18 protein-coding genes and 1 pseudogene are annotated in these 20,280 nt (G+C 70.1%); 7 read left to right on the top strand and 12 right to left on the bottom strand.

The genetic code is table 11. The annotated features are described in order from the left end of the window. Nucleotides 1–24: 24 nt before the first annotated feature. From ACTIFU_RS10310 to ACTIFU_RS10260, 11 genes and pseudogenes are all read right to left on the bottom strand, one after another. Complete coding sequence (locus tag ACTIFU_RS10310) at nucleotides 25–1,017, bottom strand: RluA family pseudouridine synthase (RefSeq protein WP_439578217.1); 993 nt, start codon at nucleotides 1,015–1,017, stop codon at nucleotides 25–27. Further along, the gene (locus tag ACTIFU_RS10305) at nucleotides 1,014–2,324 is read right to left on the bottom strand and encodes a replication-associated recombination protein A (protein ID WP_439578226.1); all 1,311 of its coding nucleotides are present in this window, start codon (nucleotides 2,322–2,324) and stop codon (nucleotides 1,014–1,016) included. The genes ACTIFU_RS10310 and ACTIFU_RS10305 overlap by 4 nt, the downstream gene beginning before the upstream one ends. Nucleotides 2,325–2,331: 7 nt before the next feature. Further along, the gene (locus tag ACTIFU_RS10300) at nucleotides 2,332–3,792 is read right to left on the bottom strand and encodes a Do family serine endopeptidase (RefSeq protein WP_439578216.1); all 1,461 of its coding nucleotides are present in this window, start codon (nucleotides 3,790–3,792) and stop codon (nucleotides 2,332–2,334) included. A gap of 32 nt (nucleotides 3,793–3,824) precedes the next feature. Continuing rightward, nucleotides 3,825–5,642, bottom strand: coding sequence for a PAS domain-containing protein (locus ACTIFU_RS10295; protein ID WP_439578215.1), 1,818 nt, complete (start codon nucleotides 5,640–5,642; stop codon nucleotides 3,825–3,827). A 120-nt stretch (nucleotides 5,643–5,762) separates the two neighbouring features. Continuing rightward, a complete protein-coding gene (locus tag ACTIFU_RS10290) occupies nucleotides 5,763–6,806 on the bottom strand; it encodes a C-terminal binding protein (RefSeq protein ID WP_439578214.1) in 1,044 nt (347 codons plus the stop codon). A gap of 26 nt (nucleotides 6,807–6,832) precedes the next feature. Then, nucleotides 6,833–8,008: a mandelate racemase/muconate lactonizing enzyme family protein gene (locus ACTIFU_RS10285; RefSeq protein WP_439578213.1), complete on the bottom strand. Its 1,176-nt coding sequence runs from the start codon at nucleotides 8,006–8,008 to the stop codon at nucleotides 6,833–6,835. Nucleotides 8,009–8,012: 4 nt separating this feature from the next. Continuing rightward, nucleotides 8,013–8,918, bottom strand: a complete 906-nt coding sequence (locus tag ACTIFU_RS10280) for a carbohydrate ABC transporter permease (RefSeq protein WP_439578212.1) — start codon at nucleotides 8,916–8,918, stop codon at nucleotides 8,013–8,015. A 22-nt stretch (nucleotides 8,919–8,940) separates the two neighbouring features. After that, entirely contained in the window at nucleotides 8,941–9,900 is a 960-nt protein-coding gene (locus tag ACTIFU_RS10275) for a carbohydrate ABC transporter permease (RefSeq protein WP_439578211.1), read from the bottom strand. Nucleotides 9,901–9,956: 56 nt separating this feature from the next. Next, on the bottom strand, nucleotides 9,957–11,288 hold the full coding sequence (locus tag ACTIFU_RS10270) for an ABC transporter substrate-binding protein (RefSeq protein WP_439578210.1): 1,332 nt from the start codon (nucleotides 11,286–11,288) through the stop codon (nucleotides 9,957–9,959). Between the two features lie 38 nt (nucleotides 11,289–11,326). Further along, nucleotides 11,327–12,379: an ABC transporter ATP-binding protein gene (locus tag ACTIFU_RS10265; protein ID WP_439578209.1), complete on the bottom strand. Its 1,053-nt coding sequence runs from the start codon at nucleotides 12,377–12,379 to the stop codon at nucleotides 11,327–11,329. A gap of 69 nt (nucleotides 12,380–12,448) precedes the next feature. Then, a pseudogene (locus ACTIFU_RS10260) lies at nucleotides 12,449–14,095 on the bottom strand (thiamine pyrophosphate-requiring protein); the annotation flags it as partial. 232 nt (nucleotides 14,096–14,327) lie between these two features. On the opposite strand from ACTIFU_RS10260, the gene ACTIFU_RS10255 reads away from it, so the two are divergent. Further along, the gene (locus tag ACTIFU_RS10255) at nucleotides 14,328–14,834 is read left to right on the top strand and encodes a hypothetical protein (protein ID WP_439578208.1); all 507 of its coding nucleotides are present in this window, start codon (nucleotides 14,328–14,330) and stop codon (nucleotides 14,832–14,834) included. 184 nt (nucleotides 14,835–15,018) lie between these two features. Here the strand turns inward: ACTIFU_RS10255 and ACTIFU_RS10250 are convergent, their stop codons facing one another. Then, nucleotides 15,019–15,732: a GntR family transcriptional regulator gene (locus ACTIFU_RS10250; RefSeq protein ID WP_439578207.1), complete on the bottom strand. Its 714-nt coding sequence runs from the start codon at nucleotides 15,730–15,732 to the stop codon at nucleotides 15,019–15,021. 44 nt (nucleotides 15,733–15,776) lie between these two features. Here ACTIFU_RS10250 and ACTIFU_RS10245 point away from each other — a divergent pair, with 44 nt between their 5' ends. The 6 genes from ACTIFU_RS10245 to ACTIFU_RS10220 all read left to right on the top strand — a co-directional run. After that, a complete protein-coding gene (locus ACTIFU_RS10245; RefSeq protein WP_439578206.1) occupies nucleotides 15,777–16,346 on the top strand; it encodes a carboxymuconolactone decarboxylase family protein in 570 nt (189 codons plus the stop codon). Nucleotides 16,347–16,391: 45 nt separating this feature from the next. Continuing rightward, on the top strand, nucleotides 16,392–17,387 hold the full coding sequence (locus ACTIFU_RS10240) for a Bug family tripartite tricarboxylate transporter substrate binding protein (protein WP_439578205.1): 996 nt from the start codon (nucleotides 16,392–16,394) through the stop codon (nucleotides 17,385–17,387). Beyond that, nucleotides 17,384–18,445: a ketopantoate reductase family protein gene (locus ACTIFU_RS10235; RefSeq protein ID WP_439578204.1), complete on the top strand. Its 1,062-nt coding sequence runs from the start codon at nucleotides 17,384–17,386 to the stop codon at nucleotides 18,443–18,445. Before ACTIFU_RS10240 ends, ACTIFU_RS10235 begins: the two co-directional genes overlap by 4 nt. A 30-nt stretch (nucleotides 18,446–18,475) precedes the next feature. Further along, complete coding sequence (locus ACTIFU_RS10230) at nucleotides 18,476–19,294, top strand: alpha/beta fold hydrolase (protein WP_439578203.1); 819 nt, start codon at nucleotides 18,476–18,478, stop codon at nucleotides 19,292–19,294. Further along, complete coding sequence (locus ACTIFU_RS10225) at nucleotides 19,291–19,908, top strand: carboxymuconolactone decarboxylase family protein (protein ID WP_439578202.1); 618 nt, start codon at nucleotides 19,291–19,293, stop codon at nucleotides 19,906–19,908. Before ACTIFU_RS10230 ends, ACTIFU_RS10225 begins: the two co-directional genes overlap by 4 nt. A 17-nt stretch (nucleotides 19,909–19,925) precedes the next feature. Continuing rightward, nucleotides 19,926–20,280, top strand: a 355-nt coding sequence (locus ACTIFU_RS10220; RefSeq protein WP_439578201.1) for a Bug family tripartite tricarboxylate transporter substrate binding protein, incomplete at its 3' end; no start/stop codon positions are given.

Raw genomic sequence — 20,280 nt, 5'->3', positions numbered from 1 at the left:
CCGGGACCGACAGTAGCGCGGACGTCACCTGCGCCGGGCCGGACCGCGCGCGGGTTTGATCGGCCGTTTCGCGGCAAAGCCCAGCGCGGCAAAGGTCTCGCGCATGTGCGGCGGCAATGGGGCCTCGGCGCGCAGCACCCCGCCCTCGGGGTGCGGGATCGCGATGCCGCGCGCGTGCAGGTGAAGCTGCTCCGGGAATCCGTCCAGCATCGCGGCCGCCCCGCCGTACTTGGCATCGCCCAGGATCGGGCAGGAGATGCCGACGCAGTGCACGCGCAGCTGATGCGTCCGTCCCGTCAGCGGCGAGAGTTCGAGCCAGGCCGCGCGCCGCCCGGCCGCATCGAGCGTGCGGTAGTCGGTGATCGCGCGCGCGGCATCGTCCGCGTCGCGGCCAGCCAACACGACGCGCTCGCCGCGCAGCCCGGCGCGCTTCGCCAGTGGTGCGTCGATCTGTCCCTCACGCGGGGTCGGCACGCCCACCGTCACGGCCCAGTAGGTCTTCTCGGCATCGCGCGAACGGAACGCGGCGGCGAGCCGGCTCGCGGCGGCGGCCGTGCGCGCGACCAGCAGCACGCCGGTGGTGTCGCGATCGAGCCGGTGCACCAGCCGCGGGCGCTCGTCGGAACCGAAGCGCAGCGCATCGAGCAGCGCATCAAGGCTCTTCACGATCCCCGGGCCGCCCTGCACCGGCAGGCCGAACGGCTTGTCGAGCACGATCACGCTCGCGTCGCGGAAGAGCACGAGGCGTTCGAGCTCCTTGGCGTCGTGCGGGTCGACGTCGAACGCGCGCTTCGGCCGCGGCGCGCTCAGGTCGCCCAGCGGGGGGACGCGCACCGACTGGCCGGGGGCGAGCCGCGTGCCGGTCTCGGCGCGCCGGCCGTCCACGCGCACCTGCCCGGTGCGCAGCAGCTTGGCGAGCGCGCCATGGGTGAGGCCGGGGAAGTGGCGGCGGAACCAGCGGTCCAGCCGGACCTCCGCCTCATCCTCGGCAACGGTCCGGGTCTCGACGGCGCTCATGGACGCCGCTTCTGCCTGAGCCGCTCCCATTCCGCCAGCCGCTCGGCGATGGCAGCCTCGCGCCCGCGCGTGGTCGGGCGGTAGAAACGCGGCCGCGCCATCTCCTCGGGGAAGTAGTCCTGGCCGGAGAATCCGTCGTCGGTGTCATGGTCGTAGGCGTAGCCCTTGGCGTAGCCGAGCTCCTGCATCATCCGCGTCGGCGCGTTCAGGATGTGCTTGGGCGGCATCAGCGAGCCGGTCGCGCGCGCGGAACGCTGGGCCGCACCCCAGGCGACATAGGCAGCGTTCGATTTTGGCGCGGCGGCGAGGTGCAGCACCGCCTGGGCGATCGCGAGCTCGCCCTCGGGGCTGCCGAGCCGCTCATAGGTCTCCCACGCCGCGAGCGCCGCGTGGATCGCGGTCGGGTCGGCCAGCCCGACGTCCTCGGAGGCGAAGCGGAGCACGCGCCGGGCGATGTAGCGCGGGTCCTCGCCGCCCGCGATCATGCGCGCGAGCCAGTAGAGGGCGGCGTCGGGGTCGGAGCCGCGCATCGACTTGTGCAGGGCCGAAATGAGATTGTAGTGCTCCTCGCGGTCCTTGTCGTAGAGCGCGGCACGACGCTCCAGCACGCGCGCAAGCCCGTCGGGGCCGAACGGCTCGGTCTCCGCCGGCAGCGCGAGCAGCTGCTCGGCAAGGTTGAGCAAGTAGCGCCCGTCGCCGTCGGCCATCGCGCAGAGCACCGCGCGCGCCTCCGCCGTCACGGGCAGCGAATGATCCGCCAGACGCTCGGCGCGGACGAGCAGCGCCTCCAGCGCCGCGTCGTCCAGCCGCTTCAGCACCAGCACGCGGCAGCGCGACAGCAGCGCGCCGTTCAGCTCGAAGGAGGGGTTCTCGGTGGTGGCGCCCACCAGCACCACCGTGCCGTCCTCCACCACCGGCAGGAACCCGTCCTGCTGGGCGCGGTTGAAGCGGTGGATCTCGTCGACGAACAGCAGCGTGCGCCTGCCGGCGGCGCGACGCTTGCGCGCATCCTCGAAGGCGCGCTTCAGGTCAGCGACCCCCGAGAACACCGCCGAGAGCGCGACGAAGGCAAGCCCCGCGCGCTCGGCCAGCAGCCGCGCGATCGTGGTCTTGCCCGTGCCGGGCGGACCCCAGAGCACGATCGAGGAGAGGCTGCCCTGAGCGAGCATCCGCGTGATCGCACCCTCCGGGCCGGTCAGGTGATCCTGCCCGACCACCTCATCGAGCGTCGCTGGGCGCAGCCGGTCGGCGAGCGGGCGCGACGGATCATCGCGCACGGAAGCTGCAGCGGCGTCGACGCCGAACAGGTCGGAGTCAGCCGGCAAGTGTGGCCTCCAGTACGCGCCCCTCGCGTCGGATCGCCATCCGGAACGGTCCGGACCGGCGCGCCTCCAGCACCACGAGCAGGTCGCGCACGCCGCGCACCTCGCTGCCGCCGATGCGCAGGATCACGTCGCCCGGCCGGAGGCCGACGCGCGCGGCCGGCGAGCCCGCGCGCACGTCGATGATCCCGACACCGGTCTCCAGCAGGTCGAGACCGAGCTCGTCGGCGAGCGCGGGCGAGAGATTGCCGACCTCGGCCCCGGCCAGCGCGTGATTGCCGCGGATCAGCGTCGCCTGGCGCGCGGGCCGCTCGGGCGGCGGCTCCAGCGGCAGCGACAGCGCGACCTCGCGCCCGCCGCGCAGCACCGTGAGCCGCGCCGTGCCGCGCGGGGCGCGCGTCGCGAGCCGGAACCTGAGCGCCTCGCTGTCCTCCACCGCGCGGCCGTCGAGCGCCACGATCACATCGCCCCGGCGCAGCCCCGCGCGCGCGGCCGGGCTGTCGGGCGCGACATCGGCGACGATCGTGCCCGTGGGCCGCGCCAGCCCGAGCGCACCCGCCATCTCGGCCGTGACGCTGTCGGTGCGCGCGCCGAGCCAGGGCCGCGCGAGCCCCGCGCCCGTGAAGCCCGCGACCACCGCGCGCACCATGTTGGACGGGATCGCGAAGCCGATGCCGATCGAGCCGCCGCCGCGGCTGAAGATCGCGGTGTTGATGCCGATCAGCCGCCCGTCGGTGGTGACCAGCGCGCCACCCGAGTTGCCCGGATTGATCGCCGCGTCGGTCTGGATGAAGAACCGGTAGTCGGTGATGCCGACACCGGTGCGCGCGAGCGCCGAGACGATCCCCTGCGTCACCGTCTGGCCGACGCCGAACGGATTGCCGATTGCCAGCACCACGTCGCCGACCTCGATCTCGTCGCTGTCGCGGAAGGCGAGCGCGGGCAGCCGCTCGGCGCCGGCCGCGACGCGCAGCACGGCGAGATCGGTGCGCGGATCGCGCCCCAGGATCGTGGCCGTGAACTCGCGCCGGTCGGACAGCACGACGGTGATCTCGTCCGCCTCGCCGATCACGTGGTTGTTGGTCACGATCACGCCCGCAGGGTCGACGATCACGCCCGAGCCGAGGCTGGTCTGCACCCGCTCGCGCGGGGCGAAGGGACCGTCCGGGTCGAGGCCGAAGAACCGGCGGAAGAACGGGTCGGCCAGCATCGGCGGCGCGGTCCGCACCGTGCGCCGGGTGTGGATGTTGACCACCGCGGGTGCGGCCGCGCGCACCACTGGCGCGAAGGTGGCGGCGAGCTCGGCGCGCGTCGCCGGCACGGCCGGGGCCTGGGCGAGCTCTAGCACCGCCGGCGCCGGCGTGTCGTGCGCCGGCACGGGTCCGGAGCGCGGGGACGGGGCGCAGGCGACCACCGTGAGCGTGGCCGCGATCAGGAAGGGCCGCGGTGTCATGCCGGACAAGATAGTGCGTCGCCGCCGCCGGGTCAGGCGGCGACCCCGAGGAACTGCGCGCCCAGGCGGGCAAGACGCTGGGCCTGCGGCCCGGCCTGGCGGACGGCAACGCGCAGCCGGCGCATGCGCGCCTCGCCGAACAACCGGCCGAGCCTCGGCTCCGGCACCGACCGCAAGGTGGCTCCGTCGAACACGATGAGCGAGTACGGGCCCAGCCCGGGCGGCAGGTCGGGAAGCGCCGGACCCTCCGCCATCAGCCCGACAGCGCCGAACAGCGGGGCAAGCTCGTGGCCGAGCTCCATCAGCCGGACAGGGTTGGTGCCGGGCGGAATCCCGTCCAGCACCGGCGTCAGCACCTCACGCACGGGCTGGGGCAGGCCGCGACACGCGGCGAGGAAGCCGCGCCGCTGCGCCGCCGACGAGAAGGTGTCGTAGGCCACGGGAACTGCCGTGGGCGTCCGCGCGCCGGCGGCCAAGTCGGACAGCGCCTGCTCGGCCGCAGCGCCGAGCAGCACCAAGTCGTGATCGGGGATCCCTGCGGTCTCGGCGCCGGCGAGCGCCCGCGCGGCTTCGATCCTGCGGCGCAGCCCGGGATCGAGCGTGACCCAGAGCATGCCGGCCCCGCCGCCGGCCGACCCGACGAGCCGCTCCTGCACCGTCGCCGGCGCGACGAGCGCCTCAGCGAGCTCGGCCATCACCTGGCCGCGAAGCTCCGCCTGTCGCGTCGCGAGGCGCTCCATCAGCGTCGAAACGAGCGTCTCCGGATCAGGCGGCGCGTTGATGCCGTCGGCCGGGACGGAAGCGGCATGGCCCGTGACACCGGGCGCGGCGTCGCCGTCGAACTCGCCGACCAGGCGGATGCGGATCTCGCGCGTGATCGCGGCGACCCGATCGGCGTTGTCGATCTCGGTCCCGCGGGCGAACCAGATCGCGAAGCCGCCGCCCTCGGTGCGCGCATAGACGTCGCCCGCCTCCAGTCGACGCCTGAGCACCGACTCCGCGAGCATCATGAGCCGGTTCTCAACCTGCCGCCATCGCTCGCCATAGGCCTCGCGCAGGGGATCGAGCCGGATCAACCCGACCTGGCCGACCACGAACTGCCGCTGCTTCGGCTCCGCGTCCTCGCGCGTGCGGCCCGCGTGCAGGGTGACGACCCGGAACCGCGTGCCCTCATGCTCGACGGCGACGGCATTGATCAGCACCGGGATCACCGAGCCGTCCTTGCGGCGAAGCTGGAACGGCATCCGGTAGCTCTCGCCACTGCGGCGCTGCTCGGCGCGTCGCCTGCGCGCCTCATCGAGGCTCTCCGGCGCGGTCAGTCGATCCACCGACAGGCCGGGCAGCTCCGGCATCGCGTAGCCGGTGAGCGCCGCGTAGGCGGGGTTGGCGACGAGGACGCAGTCGTTCGGCAGGATCACCGCGGCGGCCACGTCGAGATGGCGGAACACCTGGGTCAAGACCGCCTGGATGGTGGCCTCTTCGCGGTCGCGCCGGCGCCGCTCCGTGATGTCGCGGCCCATGAACAAGACGGCAGGCACCCCGCTGGCGACGTCGCCGACCGGAATGACCGTGAAGCCGAACCAGAACCGCGTCGCGTCGGCGCGCACCCAGCAGAGCTCGCCATGGAGCTCTTTGCCGCCGGCGATCGCGGCATCCAGCGCGGCCGACTGCACCGGATCAGTGTCGGGACAGCCGAACAGATCGAGGCCGCGCGCGCGGATCAGCGCGTCAGGGTGGCCGGAGATGCGTGAGAGCACGGCGTTGGTGTCGATCACCCGCCGGTCGGTGGACGAGATGAGCACGAGGGCCAAGCCGTCGCGCTCAAGCGCAGGGATGGCCAACCCGAGCATCGGCCCGCCGCTCCTTGCTCCCACACCCCTCAGCCGAGGTGACGATAGCGCGCGGGGGAGCGGTGGGACCACAGCAATCGGCAGGCCCCCGGCCGCGCTCAGGTGGCCGGGGGGCGCGAGTCAGCTGTTCGGGCCGCGGTCCATCGCGTAGGGCTGCCAGCGCCGGAGGCCGCTGCCCGGCAGCACGGTCGGGTTGACGCAGCTCATCGGCCAGCGCCCCGACAGCACCAGCGCCAGTTCCTGCCCGACGCGCCGCTTGCGCGCGGGATCGAAGCGCGACGAGGCCGAGGCGTTGTGCGGGGCAAGGATGACGTGCGGCATCTTGAGCAGCGGGTTGTCGGGCTTGACGGGCTCGACCTCGAACACATCCAGACCGGCGCCCGCGATCGCCTTGCTCTCGAGCGCGCGGATCAGCGCCGCCTCATCCACGGTCGGGCCTCGGCCAGTGTTGATGAAGATGGCCGTCTTCTTCATCTGCTTGAAGTGCTTGTCCGTGAGCATCCTGCGCGTCAGCGCCGTGTCGGGCGCGTGCATCGAGACGAAGTCCGACTGCGACAGCACCTCGGACAGGGTGGCGGGCTGCACGCCGTAGTCCGACATGATCAGTTCCTGCACGAACGGGTCGAAGGCGAGCATGTGCAGGCCGAAGGCGCGGGCGCGCTTGGCCACCATGCGCGCGACCCGGCCGAACGAGATGAAGCCAAGCGTCAGCCCCATCAGCCGCGGCACCTGGAGCAGCTGCGGGCGGCCCTCCATCCAGCGCCCTTCGCGCACCATGCGGTCCTGCTCGATGCAGCGCCGGTGGGTCGCGAGCAGCAGCATCATCGCGTGGTCGGCCACCTCCTCGATGAAGGTATCGGGGCAGTTCGTCACCGGGATGCCTTTGGCGGTCGCCGCATCGACATCGACGTAGTCGACACCGACCGTGCCCAGCACGATCGCCTTGCACTTGCTCAGCGCGGCGATCATGGGCTTGGTGAACTTCATGCCCTTGGCGTAGACGGCATCGGCGTTCGGCGCGGCGGCGATGAACCCCTCCTCGGTCGCGGGGCACTCAACGATCTCGGCGCCCATGCCGTCGAGCGCCACCATCTCGTGGTCGTAGCCGCCGCCCGCGGTGGTGAAGGACGCGCCGGCGGGGGTGAGGATCGTGTACTTGGCCAAGGTCGGTCTCCTGGGTGGAACGGAAGTCAGGTGCGGGGCGGACGGGCGCGCACGGCTGCCTCGTTGATGTCGGCCCCCCAGCCCGGCGCGGTCGGCAGCACGAGTTCGCCGTCCTCGATCACGGGGGTCGCGGTGACGAACTCGTCGCGCCACGGGCAGGAGTCGAGATCGATCTCCATGATCCGGAAGTTGGGGAGCGCGGCGGAGAAATGCGCGGAGTGGAACGAGCACAGATGGCCGTAGAAGTTGTGCGGCGCGCAGTTCACCTCGTAGGTGTCGGCCATCGCGGCGATCTTCAGGCTCTCCGCCAGTCCGTTCCACGGCACGTCGATGATCGCGACATCCGTGGCGTAGCTCTCAAGATAGGGGCGGAACTCGCGCCTTCCGTGCAGCGTCTCGCAGCTCGCGATCGGACAGGGCGCGCGGCCGCGGATCAGCGCGAGGGAGGCGGGATCATGGGTGTCGATCTCAAGCCAGCGCAGGCCGAACTCGGCCACCGTGTCGGCGATGCGCAGGAACCCCTCGGTCTTGAAGTGGAAGTTCACGTCCAGCATGACACCAAACTCGGGGCCCACCGCGTCGCGGATGGTCGCGAGCTGACGGCGCAGATCGGCGAGCAGCGCCTCGTCCCAATTGAGTTCCGGCCAGCCTGGCGTCCGGCCGAAGCCCTGATTGAAGTATTGGAGCGCGCCGTCGCGCCAACGGAACAGGTTGGTCTTGAGGCAGCGGAAGCCCCTTACCTTCACCTCGGCGGCGTGCGCGGCGAGGTCGTCGTAGCTGCCGAGATCAGGCAGGAACCCCTTGCCCCGTTGCGCGACGCGGTAGGTCCCGAAATGCGACCAGTAGACGGGGATACGCTCGCGGATCGGGCCGCCGAACAGCGCATGGACCGGCTTGCCCGCCTCCTTGCCGCGGATGTCGAGCAGCGCGTTCTCGATCGCCGCGATTGCCTGCTGGTTGATCCCGCCCCTCGCCTGGCGCGTGGCCACGTGCAGCTTCGCGACGATCGCCTCGGAGGCGCGCGGATCGGCGCCGATGATCAGGGGACTCAGCGCCTCGATCACGGGTGTGAGACCGCGGCTGCCGAAATCCTCGTTGTACTCGGCCCACCCGGTGATGCCGCAGGCGGTGCTGATCTTCAGGAACGAGAAGCTGCGCCACGCCGCGTCCGCACGCAGCGCCTCGACACGATCGATCCGCATCCGGTTATTCCTTCACCGCCCCCGTCAGCGAGGAGACGTAGTAGTCGACGAAGAACGAGTAGAAGATCGCCACGGGAAGCGAGCCCAGAAGCGAGCCGGCCATCAGCGCGCCCCACTGATAGACGTCGCCGGTGACGAGCTCCGTCAGGATCGCCACGGGCACGGTCTTCTTCTCCGACGAGCTGATGAAGGCGAGCGCGTAGATGAACTCGTTCCAGGAAAGCGTGAAGGAGAAGATGCCCGCGCTGATGAGTCCCGGCGTGGCGAGCGGCAGCGTGATCTTGGTCAGGATCTGCAGCCGTGTGGCGCCGTCGATCAGCGCGCACTCCTCGAGCTCGTAGGGGATCGACTTGAAGTAGCCGATCAGAAGCCAGGTGCAGAACGGGATCAGGAAGGTCGGGTAGGTCAGGATCAGCGCAAACGGGCTGTCGTACAGCCCGAGCTTGAACACCATCACCGCGAGCGGAATGAACAGGATCGAGGGCGGCACAAGATAGGCAAGATAGATCGCAAGGCCGACATACTGGCTGCCGGTGAAGCGCAGCCGCTGGATGGCATAGGCCGCGAGCGTCGCAGCAAACAGCGACAGGATGGTCGAGCCGATCGCGATCCCCATCGTCGTCATCAGCCATGACGGATAGGCCGTGTTGAACAGCAGATGATAGATGTGATCGAGCGTCGGCGAGCTGATCCAGAGCGGGTTGTATTCGCGGAGGTTGTAGAGCTCGTGGTTCGGCTTGAACGCCGTGATGGTCATCCAATAGAACGGGAACAGCAGGATGAACACGAAGCAGGCGAGCGGGACGTAGATCATCACCACACGGCGCGTCCGCGTGTCCCAGGACATCAGTTCGGGCGCAACCGTGGCGGACTGCTTGCCCTCGGCGGTGGCGGCAGCGGCATCGCTCATAGTTCGGTTCCTCTGCCTCGGCTCAGTCGTTGCTCTCGCCCTGCTGCCACTTGCGCCGCGCCAGCGCGAAGTAGCTGAACAGGGTGGCGAACACGAGAAACGGGATCATCGCCACCGCGATCGCCGCGCCCTCCGCGAGTTGTCCGCCCGGAATGCCGCGCTGGAACGCCAGGGTGGCCATCAGATGCGTCGAGTTCACCGGGCCGCCGCGGGTGATCGCATAGACCAGCTGGAAGTCGGTGAAGGTGAAGATGATCGAGAAGGTCATGACGATCGCGAGAATCGGCAGCAGCAGCGGGAAGGTGATGTAGCGGAAGCGCTGCCAGCCGGTCGAGCCGTCGAGCAGGGCGGCCTCGTAGAGCGAGGGCGAGATCGTCTGCAGCCCGGCGAGCAGCGTGATCGCCACGAACGGAATGCCACGCCAGATGTTCGCGGCGATCAGCGACCAGCGTGCGGGCCAAGGCGAGCCCAGGAAGTCGAAGTAGCGGTCGCGCCAGCCAAGCACGTCCACCACGAACCACGAGATCACCGAGAACTGCGCGTCGTAGATCCACCAGAACGCGATTGCCGACAGCACGGTCGGCACGATCCAGGGCAGCAGCACGATCGCGCGAAGCATGCTCTTGAACGGGATGTGGTTGTTCAGCAGCAGCGCGAGCCAGAGCCCGAGCCCGAACTTCCCGACCGTCGCCACCGCCGTGTAGAACACGCTGTAGAACACCGAGGACCAGAAGATCGGATCCTCGGCGAGCCAGATGAAGTTCTCGAGCCCGATCCACTTGCCCTCGCGGCCGATCGTGCCGTCCGTGAAGGCGAGCCAGATCCCCAGGCCCAGCGGATAGGTCAGGAACACCATCAGCAGACCGATCGCCGGCAGCATGCAGGCGAAGATCAGGAACGGCTTCCAGTCGAACAGGCGGGCCAGCCAGGAGGGCTGGGGCCGTGCCTTGGTCCAGGCGATCGCCGATGTAGTGGCGTCCATGCTGCCCTCGCGGCGTCAGCGGCGCCGCCGGCCTCGGCCGGCGGCGCCGCGTTGCCTCAGCGGAAGATGCGCCGCGCGCGTCGCTCGGCCTCGGCCACCGCCTGCTGCGGTGTTGCCTGGCCGCCGGCCACCGAAGCGTACATCTGGATCAGGATGTACTCTGAAGCGGCCGTGCCGGTGGCCGCGGTGATCGGACCCTTGTAGCCGGACCAGTAGCGGTAATCGAGACCGCGGCGGTACAGGGCGATCTTTGGATCGCTGGTCCAGACCGCGCTGTGGTCATACGCCTTCAGCGGATGCGACCAGTAGCCGAGGCACGCAGTCAGCCACGGGTTGTACTGGTCCGCCTCCATCATGAACTGGATGAAGGCCTTGGCCGCGTTCGGATAGCGCGCGCTCTTGAACACCATCGCATTGATGATGGTGGCGGATTGCGGTGCGTCGGGCGCGAGCCCGCGGGGCAGGTTGGCGTGGTCGCTGTCCTCGGCGATGTGGCGCGTATTCGGGTCGTTCTTCAGCGCGAAGTAGAGCGACACGCCATTCGGCGTCAGCCAGCATTCCTGTGCCGCATAGGCCCGGTTGTTGGTCGGGTCGAGCCACGAGAGCGTGCCCGGAATGAAGGTCGGGTAAAGCTCCTTCAGGTACTCAAGCGCGCGGATGGTCGCCGGCTGGTTGATCGCCACCTTGCCATCTTCGTCGGTCAGGAACGAGTTGTGCGACCAGGTGAGCCAGTTCGCCGTGCCGTTGCCGTCGCCGACCGCGTTGCCAAGCGCGAAGCCAGCCGGCTTGCCGATCTCTTTCAGCCGCTTGCAAAGCTGCAGGAACCCGGCGTGGTCCTCGGGGATCTTGTCGAACCCGGCCTCCTTCACGGCCGAGATGCGATAGACAATCGGGCCGGTCGAGCCACCGAGCGGGATGCTGATCCAGTTGTTCGTGCCGTGCTTCTTGCCGTACTTCTCGGCCAGGAACTGCCAGCCGCCGTACTTCTTGCCGAGATACTCGGCGATGTCGGACATGTCGGCGAGCTTGTCGGCGTAGATGTGCGGATCGTCCGACCAGCCGATGACGACGTCAGGGCCGGTGCCGGTATTCGCAAGCACCGCGGTCTGCGGGCGGATGTCCTCCCAGCCGACGAAGTCCACGCGCACGGGCACGTTGAACTGCTGGCTGAACCGCTCCGCATTGGCGCGGAAGAACGTCTCGTCAGGCTCGACGAAGCGCGCCGGGCGGATCACGCGCAGGCTCGCCCCGCTCTCGATCGGCAGGCGCGGCGCCTCGGCGGGCTGGGTCGGGATCTGCTGCGCCGAGGCCTGCTCGCGCATCGCGGCGACCACCGCCGCGCCGGTGCCGAGGGCGAGGGCCCCGCGCCGTGTGATGATATGGACCATGTCGATCTCTCCTCCCGTGGGTTGCCCTGTTGACGGGCCTACACTCGCCGGCCGGATTGCCGGTCGAACAGATGGATCAGCGCGGGATCGGGGGACACCGGCAGGATCTCGCCGGGTCGCGCGGAGACGCGCTCGCGGAACGCGCCGATCATGTGCGCCTTGCCGGCCCGCATGATCACCTGGGTCTCCGACCCGGTCGGCTCGACCACCTGAACAGTGGCGCGGATGCCGTCGGGATCGAGCCGCAGATGCTCGGGCCGGATGCCATAGATCGCCTCGCCCCGGAACTCCGCCGCGCCGTTCTTCGGCAGCGGCCAGCGCATGCCGTCCTCGGCCAGGAACGCGCCGTCATCGACCCGCCCCTCGATCATGTTCATCGCCGGGCTGCCGATGAAGCCCGCGACGAACAGGTTGCTCGGACGGTCATACAGCTCGAGCGGCTGGCCCGCCTGTTCCACGTTGCCGTGGTTCATCACCACGATCGTGTCGGCCATCGTCATGGCCTCGATCTGATCGTGCGTGACATAGACCGTGGTGACCGTCAGGCGCTGGTGCAGTTCCTTGATCTCGGCGCGCATCGCCACGCGCAGCTTGGCGTCGAGGTTGGAGAGCGGCTCGTCGAACAGGAACACCTGCGGGTTGCGCACGATCGCACGGCCCATCGCGACGCGCTGGCGCTGCCCGCCCGACAGCTGGCGGGGATAGCGGTGCAGCAGCTGTTCGAGCCCAAGGATGCGCGCCGCCCGGCCCACCTCCTCCTGCATCACCGCCTTCGGTGCGCCCGCGAGCTTCAGCGAGAACCCCATGTTGTCAAACACAGTCATGTGCGGGTAGAGCGCGTAGTTCTGGAACACCATGGCGATGTCCCGGTCCTTCGGCGGCACGTTGTTGACGACCCGCCCGCCGATCGTGATCTCGCCCGAGGTGATGTTCTCGAGGCCCGCCAGCATCCGAAGCAGCGTGGACTTGCCGCAGCCCGACGGGCCGACCAGCACCACGAACTCGCCATCGGCGATGTCGACCGACACGCCGTGCAGCACCTCGGTCGACCCGAAGGCCTTGCGAACGTTGCGGATCTCGACAGTCGCCATTCTTCCTCCCCGATCGTGCCGCGCAGCCCTTCGGCCTTCAGCGTACGGCACGCGCATCATGCATGATTGCTAGCCAGGACGCGAGACTTCCGTCTCCTTCGCCGTGATGAACTCCAGGAGCGCGGGCACCCCGTTGCGGGTCTGCTCGATCCCGCGCCGGATCGCCGGAATGATGTCCTCGGGTCGCTCGACCCGCTCGCCATAGCCGCCGAAGGCGCGCGCCATCGCGGCATAGTCGCCGGAAATGTCCGTCGAGCGGTACTTCTCGGTCGAGACCTGCATGATCTTGAGCTCGATCGCCATCGAGAAGTTGTTCAGCAGGATCGACAGGATCGGAATCCGCTCGCGGACCGCGGTCTCGAAGTCCATGCCCGTGAAGCCGATCGCCGCGTCGCCCCACACATTGATGCAGAGCTTCTCGGGCCGCGCGAGTTTCGCCCCCATCGCCAGCCCCAGCCCGTAACCGAGCTGGGTGGTCTTGCCCCAGCCGAGATACGAGAGCGGCTCGGTCGCGGTCCAGAACGGTGAGAGCTGGTCGCGCGGGCTGCCCGCATCGTGCGTAATGATGGTGTTCGGCACGTCGACTGTACGCATCAGGTCGCGGATCACGCGATAGGGCGAGAGCGGTGCGGCATCGCTGTCCAGCTTGGCCGACCATTTCTCCATCCACGGCGCGCGCACCGCGGCGAGCTCGGCCGCGACGGTGGCGCTATCACGCGCCTCCTTGATCCGGTCCTTCAGCGCGGCGGTCAGCGCCTCGAGCGTCAGCGCCGCATCGCCGATCAGGCCAAGCGCGACCGGCACGTCCTTGTTCAGGTGATTCGGGTCGAGCGTCGCCTGGATGATGCGCTTGCCCTTGGGCATCGGCACCGCGAAGCTCGATTCAGTGAAGCTGCACCCGATGCCGAGGATCACGTCGGCGGCCTTCAGCGCATGCGGCATGGTCGCCGGCGTCGCCACGCCGCCGGAGCCGGCCGACAGGGGATGGGCCTCGGGAAAGGCGCTCTTGCCGCCCAGGCTGGTCGTGACCGGCGCGGCGAGCAGTTCGGCGAGCGCCCTCAGCTGCGGCCAGGCGCGCGCCCAGTGCACGCCCGTGCCGGCATAGATCACCGGCCGCTTCGCCTCCGCCAGCATCGCCGCCGCGCGGTCCACGTCCGTCGGGTCGGGCCCGTAGCGCGTTGAGATCACCGGCGTGTAGTCGAGCGGTTCCGGGATCTCTTCGTTGAAGATGTCGGCCGGGATCTCGACCAGGCAGGGGCCTCCGCGACCGTTGCGCAGCCGTGTGAAGGCCCGGCGAAGCACGTTCGGCACCTCGGCCGGCAGCCAGATTGCCTCGGCCGACTTCGTCACGCTCCGCATCGCCTGGGTGGAATTGAAGTTCGGCTCGAGCTGCGCCAGCCGCCGCTGATAGCCCATCGGCAGCACCAGCACCGGGACCGACTCGCCGAAGCACTGCGCAACCCCGCCATACGCGTTCTCCGCGCCCGGCCCGTGCTGCATGCAGAACGCGCCGATCGTTCGGCCCGAGGAAAGCCTGGAGATCGCATCCGCCATGTGCAGGCCGATGCGTTCCTGGCGTACCATGATGGGGCGGATATCGATCGCGGCCGCGAACTCGATGAGATGATTCACCGGATAGCCGCAGAGGATCTCGATCCCCTCGCGCTTCATGATCTCGGCGATCGCCTGGCCGACCTTCACCGCGCCGTCCCCTCCCGTTGCATCTGCGTGCCGATAGCGGCCTGATGCATCAGCCTAGGCACGGGAAGGGTGGCCCCGCAACCCCCTGCGCACGATAGTGGATGCACCGGCCGGGCATGCGGGACGCCGCGCGGCCCGGCCACGCGTCTGCTGAACCGACGAACAGGGCGCCGCGGCGCCCGCTCGCTCGGGGAGAACCGGCACACCGGCCCCAGCGAGCTCGCGTCCATGGACGCCGGCAGCGCGGGTGACCACGACCTTCTGGCCCGAAAGACGCATTGAAGTGATCCCTTCCCGGTGCGCGATCTGCGGGACGTCGGCCTGCAAGGTGGCGATGGTGTGGGTGTCGCGCGGGTCGGACTTGTCCTCGCCACCGGTGGTGCCCTGGGCGGGCGCGGTTGACGGCGAGGCCCGGGACGTGGACGAGCACGAAGCCGGCCTCGGCCAGCGTCGCCGCGATGAGGCCTGCCATGCCGCCGATGACGTCGAGGCCGATGCGCGGCTGGCCGCCAAGGGCGGCGAGATCCGCGGCGAGGGCTGCGATATCTGGCGGACGGTTGGGCAGTTGCGGCTGAGCAGCACGATGCCGTCGGCGTCGATGGCGGTGGCCCAGCGGATGTCCTTGGCGATGTCGATGCCGATGCTGATCCTTCGCATGGCGCCTCCTGGGGCAGGTGTTGCAGCGTCCTGCCCGCGCGGTCGTCGCCCTACGCAGCGATGGATCGCAGAGCCCAGTCAGCGGTCGAGGCGGTGACGCGGTGCCGGGGGCTCCGCCTCCGGAGCCATCGCGGGCAGCCAGCATGAAAACCATGCCGACACCGCCACCGCGCCGTGATCGTGGCATGCCAGGTTCACGGCGTCAGGCACGTCCGAAGCCTCCTCTGAACCGTAGGGCGGCGTGACGGCAGAACCTGCGTCCCGTGCCGGCCACCCATGCGTCACGCCGGCCCCGCGCCCTCGGCCGGACCGCACAGCGCCTCGAGCGTCTGCCGCAGGTGCTGCGCGATGACCCGCTCGGCCTCGGTCGGATCGCGGCGCGCGAGCGCTTCCAGGAGGGACCAGTGTTCCGCCTGCTGGCGCGCGATCCCGAGCGCCGACGCACGCGCGCGGACGCATCGCTCGACGTTCGTGCGCTGGATGCGGATCATTTCGATCAGCCGCGGCCATCGCGTCGCCGTGTGGATGCCGTCATGGAAGGCGATGTTCAGCGTGGTCCACGAGTCATCGCGCGAGCTGATCCGGTCCATGCGCCTCAGGATCCGGCGAAGTCCCTCGATCTCCGCGTCCGTGATCGTGTGCACCGCCTGGGCCACCGCGAGCCGCTCGAGCGCGATCCGGATCGCGAACAGCTCGCGCAGATCGTCATCGCCAAGGCTGGTGACCTCGACGCCGCGATAGGGCAGCACCTGCACGAGCCCCTCGGCTTCGAGCTGCTTCAGCGCGTCGCGCACGGGAGTGCGGCTGACGCCGTGCCGTGCCGCGATCTCGTCGATGTCGAGGCGTGTGCCGGCGCCGAGCTGGCCGCGCAGGATGTCGAGCCTGAGCGCGGCCGCGACCGCTTCCTGACGGCTCGGGAACGGGGTCGCCGGCGCGGCAGGACCCGGTTCGGAGAGCGCCGGCGGGCGCTTGCGCGTCGGGGCGGGGCGAGTCATGCTGGCGGCAATATATTAGATATCACTGTCGCGCAGGAAGCCCGATGGCGCTGATCCCGATCCCCGACCAGCCCGAGGACGCCGAGACCAAGGCGGTGTTCGAGCGCATCGCCGCAAGCCGCGGCTGGGTCTCGAACGCGATGCGCGCCCTCTCGGCCGCGCCGGAGGGGCTCAGGGTGTTCTCGGCGGTCGGGCACTACGCCCGCTACGGCACCGCACTGACCGAGCTTCAGCGCGAGCTGGCGATCCTGATCGTCGCGCGCTCCGTGCCCTATGCCTGGGCGCACCACGTGCCGCTTGGCCTGCAAGCCGGGCTGATGCAGGGGCAGATCGACGCGATCGGCCGGGGCACCACGCCACACGGTCTCCAGCCCGCCGACCGCGCGCTCTGCGACTACGTGTTCGCCTTCCTCGCGGGCAAGGGGATCGCACCCGAGACCGCCACCGCGCTGAACCGGCAGTTCAGCCCACGCCAGGTCACGGACATCTCGCTGATCGCCGGCTACTACCTGGCCCTCGGCACGATGCTGCTGGCGTTCGACGTCGAGATCGAGCCGCCGGAGGCGCTCGCGGTCGAACTGGCCTGGCAGAGGACGCAGGGCGGCACGCGGTAGGGACGACGCCACATCACGCGGGACAACCGACGGGGAGACACGACGATGCATGACCGTTCATCCTTCTCTGCCACACGCCGCGGCGCCGTGCTGGGGCTCGGTGCCGTCACCGTGGCCGCGCTCGCCGGAGAGGCGCGCGCCCAGCAGTGGCCGACCAGGCCGATCCGCATCCTGGTCGGCTACCCGGCCGGCGGCGCGAACGATCTGGTCGCGCGTGCGATCGCCGCTCCGCTCGCCGAGGCGCTCGGGCAGAACATCGTGGTCGAGAACCGGACCGGCGCGGCCGGCACGATTGCGGCGGATGTCGCGAAGCGCGCCGAGCCCGACGGCTACACGCTCTACATGATCTCGTCGGCCCAGGTGCTGGCGCCGAGCGTGCGCAAGGACGTTACTTTCGATCCGGTCGCGGATTTCACGCCGATCGCGCTCGGCGCTTCGGCGCCCTACTTCCTCGTGGTGCATGAGAGTGTGCCGGCGCGCAGCGTCGCCGAGCTGGTGGCACTCGCCAAGCAGCGGCCGGGCCAGCTCAACTATGCCTCCTCGGGCGTCGGCGCGGGGCCGCATCTCACCTCCAGCCTGTTCATGACCGTCGCCGGGATCGAGATGAACCACGTGCCGTATCGCGGCGATGCGGACTCGCTGGTCGATCTCACCGCCGGGCGGGTCGAGGCCGCGTTCATGTCGGTCGCCCCGACCTATCCGCACATCCAGTCCGGCAAGCTGCGAGGGCTTGCGGTCTCGAGCGCCGAGCGTCTCGCCATGGCGCCCGACATCCCGACTGTGGCCGAGAGCGGCTATCCCGGCTTCGACATGGGCGCGTGGTGGGGCCTCGTCGGGCCGAAGGGCCTGCCGCAGGCGATCGTGGACCGCGTCGCGGCGGCGGTGCGCCCGATCCTCGACGCCCCCGAGTTCGGCCAGCGCTTCGCCGCGCAGGGCATCACGCCTGGCCGGCTCGGCCCGGCCGAGTTCGCGCAGCGGATCGCCGCCGACAAGGTGAAGTTCGCCGAGATCGTCAAGCGCGCCGGCATCGAGCCGCAATGACGGATGCTGGTGCCGGCCGCGTCGTCCTGCTCGGCGGCGGCGCGGTCGGCAGCCTGGTCGGCGGCGGCCTTGCCGCTTCCGGCCACGATGTCGTGCTGATCGACGGCTGGCCCGAGCATGTGCGCGCGATCCGCGCGCACGGGCTGGTCGTCGACACGCCCGAGGGTGAGCAGCGTTCGCGGCCGGAGGCGTGGGACCTGGGCGAGGCCCATCGGTTGCGCGGAACCAACGTCTCGGTCGCGTTCCTGACCGTGAAGCTCTACGACACCGACTGGGCGGCCGCCCTGCTTGCGGCCTGGCTGCCACAGGGTGTGCCGGTGGTGACGCTGCAGAACGCGCTGGTCGAGGAGCGGGTCGCGCGCGCGGTCGGCTGGGGCCGCACGCTCGGCGCGATCGGCGGCGGGCTCAACGTCTTCATGGCGGGTCCCGGCGTGGTCCGCCGGGCGGGTCGGCGCGGCGCCGCCGGCGGGGCCGTGTTCAAGGTGGGCGAGCTGCACGGGCGCCGGACGCCCCGCGCCGAACGGATCGCCGCACTCCTGTCGGCGGTCGATGCGAGTGCGGTGACCACCGATCTCTGGACTGAGCGCTGGACCAAGCTCTGTGCCAACACGATGACCACGGGTCTCTCCGGACTGACCGGATTGTCGCTGATCGAGACCTACACCCGCGCCGACACGGGCGGCATCGCGGTGCGGCTCGCGGCCGAGGCGATCGCGGTCGGCGAGGCGCTCGGGTTCCGGCTGGAGACGCTGTTCGGACTTCCCCCACGCGTCTGGTGCGAGGCCGCGGCGGGCGAGCCGGCGGCGCGTGCCGGGGCGCGCGATGCCATGGCGCGCCAGGCGGCCGCCATGGTGGAGGGCGGGATGTCCGGCACGCTCCAGGACCTGCTCAAGGGCCGGCCGACCGAGGTCGCGTTCTTCAACGGCTTCATCGCCGCCGAGGGCGGACGGCTCGGCGTCGCCGCACCGACCCATGCGCGCATCGCCGCGCTGATCGCCGAGGCCGAACAGGGCCGGCTCGCGATCGGCACCGACGCACTCGACCGCATCCTCCACTGACCACCAGGCATGGGGCAGGACCACGATCCGATGACGACACGCCAGACCTTCACCGCGAGCGACGGTTTGCGGATCGCCTATTACGTGGACGATTTCACCGATCCCTGGACGACGCCGCCAGTGATGGTCCTGCTGCATTCCGCGATGGGCAACTCCGAGCGGTTCTATTCCTGGGTGCCCGGGCTCGCCCGCCATTTCCGCCTGGTGCGGATGGACATCCGCGGCCATGGCGGCTCCGAGGTGCCGCCACCGTCGATGCCGCTCTCGATGGAGCGTTTCGTCAAGGATGTCGAGGAACTGATGGACACGCTCGGCGTCAAGCAGGCGCACATCGCCGCCAACTCCGCCGGCGGCTATCTCGCGCAGAAACTCGCGATCGGCTCGCCCGAGCGCGTGCTGAGCCTGAGCGTGGTCGGCTCGACGCCGGGGTTGAGCCCGAGCGCGCTCGACTGGTTGCCGCAGATCGAACGCGAGGGACTGACGCCATTCCTGCGCCGGACGATCCATATGCGGTTCGATCTGAAGACCACCGATCCCGGCATGATCGAGTGGTTCCTGAAGCAGACCGGCGAGAACGATCCGGCTTATGTCGTGCGCTTCATCAGCTACATGGGAACCCAGGCCTGGCCGGACGAGCTGCCGCGCATCAAGGCGCCGACGCTGGTGATCTATCCGGGCGGCGAGACCGTCGGCAGCGCCAGCCTCTACGACGCGATGCGTGATGGCATCCCGGACGTGACGATGCGCGAGTACGAGCACATGCCGCACAACATCGCCGACATGATGCCCGACCGCTGCGTCGCCGACATCCTCGCCTTCCTCAAGAGCAAGTTCGGGTACCCGGCATGAGCGCGGCCTGGACCCCGGGCAGCGCCAGTCGCATGCCCGATCCGACACCGGAGACCACGCCCGAGGCGGCGGAGGTGTTCGCGCGCGTCGCCGCCAGCCGCGGCTGGGTCTCCAACCTGCTGAAGTCGCTCGGCCACGCGCCGGAGGCGCTCGCGCGCTTCTCCGCCCTCGGCCACTACGGCCGCTACGGCAACGCGCTCTCCGAGCGCCAGCGCGAACTGGTGATCGTGATCGTCGGCCGCAGCATCACGTATGCCTGGGCGCATCACGCGCCGCTCGCACTCGACGCCGGCGTGACCGAGACGGAGCTTGCCGCGATCAAGGCGGGGCGCACGCCCGAGGGGCTGTCGCCGGCGGACAAGGCGCTGTGCGACTTCGTGTTCGCCTATGTGAGCTTCGCCGGCATCCCCGATCCGGTCTGGGCCGCGCTGACCGCCGCATTCAGCCCGCGCGAGGTGACCGACATCGCGATGCTCGCGGCCTACTACCTCGCGGCCGGCTCCTTGATCATCGGCCTCGGCGTGCAGGTGGAGCCCCCCGAGGTGCTGGCGATCGAGCGCGCGTGGCAGCAGCGCCCGCGCGTCGGTGATCAGGTCGTTGTGGACTCGCGCTAGGCAAGGGAGACGATACCATGCGCAGACGGAGCTTCGGACTCGGCGCGGCCTCGATGGCGCTGGCCACCCTGCCGCGTCCCGGCGCGGCGCAGGCGTGGCCGTCGCGGCCGATCCGCGTGATCCTGCCCGTGCCGCCCGGCGGCGGCACGGATATCCTGGCGCGGATTGTCGCACCCCGTCTCGGCGAGCGCCTCGGCCAGCCGCTGATCATCGAGAACCGCGCCGGCGGCGGCATGACCATCGGCACGAACCTGATCGCGAAGGCCGAGCCCGACGGCTACACCATGCTGATGATCGACACCGCGATCGCGGTGAACCCGTTCCTGTACCGCACCCTGCCCTATGACACCGAGCGCGACCTCCAGCCGGTCG

The sequence above is a fragment of the Elioraea sp. genome (assembly GCF_051860475.1).
Classification (GTDB): Bacteria; Pseudomonadota; Alphaproteobacteria; order Acetobacterales; family Acetobacteraceae; genus Elioraea.
Note: the sequence above shows the minus strand (reverse complement) of the source record. Positions and strands in the feature narration are given on the sequence as shown.

Coding starts and splice junctions, on each gene's coding strand:
- ACTIFU_RS10310 (WP_439578217.1), bottom strand. CDS start 1,017: ATGAGCGCCGTCGAGACCCGGACCGTTGCCGAGGATGAGGCGGAGGTC.
- ACTIFU_RS10300 (WP_439578216.1), bottom strand. CDS start 3,792: ATGACACCGCGGCCCTTCCTGATCGCGGCCACGCTCACGGTGGTCGCC.
- ACTIFU_RS10295 (WP_439578215.1), bottom strand. CDS start 5,642: ATGCTCGGGTTGGCCATCCCTGCGCTTGAGCGCGACGGCTTGGCCCTC.
- ACTIFU_RS10285 (WP_439578213.1), bottom strand. CDS start 8,008: ATGCGGATCGATCGTGTCGAGGCGCTGCGTGCGGACGCGGCGTGGCGC.
- ACTIFU_RS10280 (WP_439578212.1), bottom strand. CDS start 8,918: ATGAGCGATGCCGCTGCCGCCACCGCCGAGGGCAAGCAGTCCGCCACG.
- ACTIFU_RS10275 (WP_439578211.1), bottom strand. CDS start 9,900: ATGGACGCCACTACATCGGCGATCGCCTGGACCAAGGCACGGCCCCAG.
- ACTIFU_RS10270 (WP_439578210.1), bottom strand. CDS start 11,288: ATGGTCCATATCATCACACGGCGCGGGGCCCTCGCCCTCGGCACCGGC.
- ACTIFU_RS10265 (WP_439578209.1), bottom strand. CDS start 12,379: ATGGCGACTGTCGAGATCCGCAACGTTCGCAAGGCCTTCGGGTCGACC.
- ACTIFU_RS10250 (WP_439578207.1), bottom strand. CDS start 15,732: ATGACTCGCCCCGCCCCGACGCGCAAGCGCCCGCCGGCGCTCTCCGAA.
- ACTIFU_RS10245 (WP_439578206.1), top strand. CDS start 15,777: ATGGCGCTGATCCCGATCCCCGACCAGCCCGAGGACGCCGAGACCAAG.
- ACTIFU_RS10240 (WP_439578205.1), top strand. CDS start 16,392: ATGCATGACCGTTCATCCTTCTCTGCCACACGCCGCGGCGCCGTGCTG.
- ACTIFU_RS10235 (WP_439578204.1), top strand. CDS start 17,384: ATGACGGATGCTGGTGCCGGCCGCGTCGTCCTGCTCGGCGGCGGCGCG.
- ACTIFU_RS10230 (WP_439578203.1), top strand. CDS start 18,476: ATGACGACACGCCAGACCTTCACCGCGAGCGACGGTTTGCGGATCGCC.
- ACTIFU_RS10225 (WP_439578202.1), top strand. CDS start 19,291: ATGAGCGCGGCCTGGACCCCGGGCAGCGCCAGTCGCATGCCCGATCCG.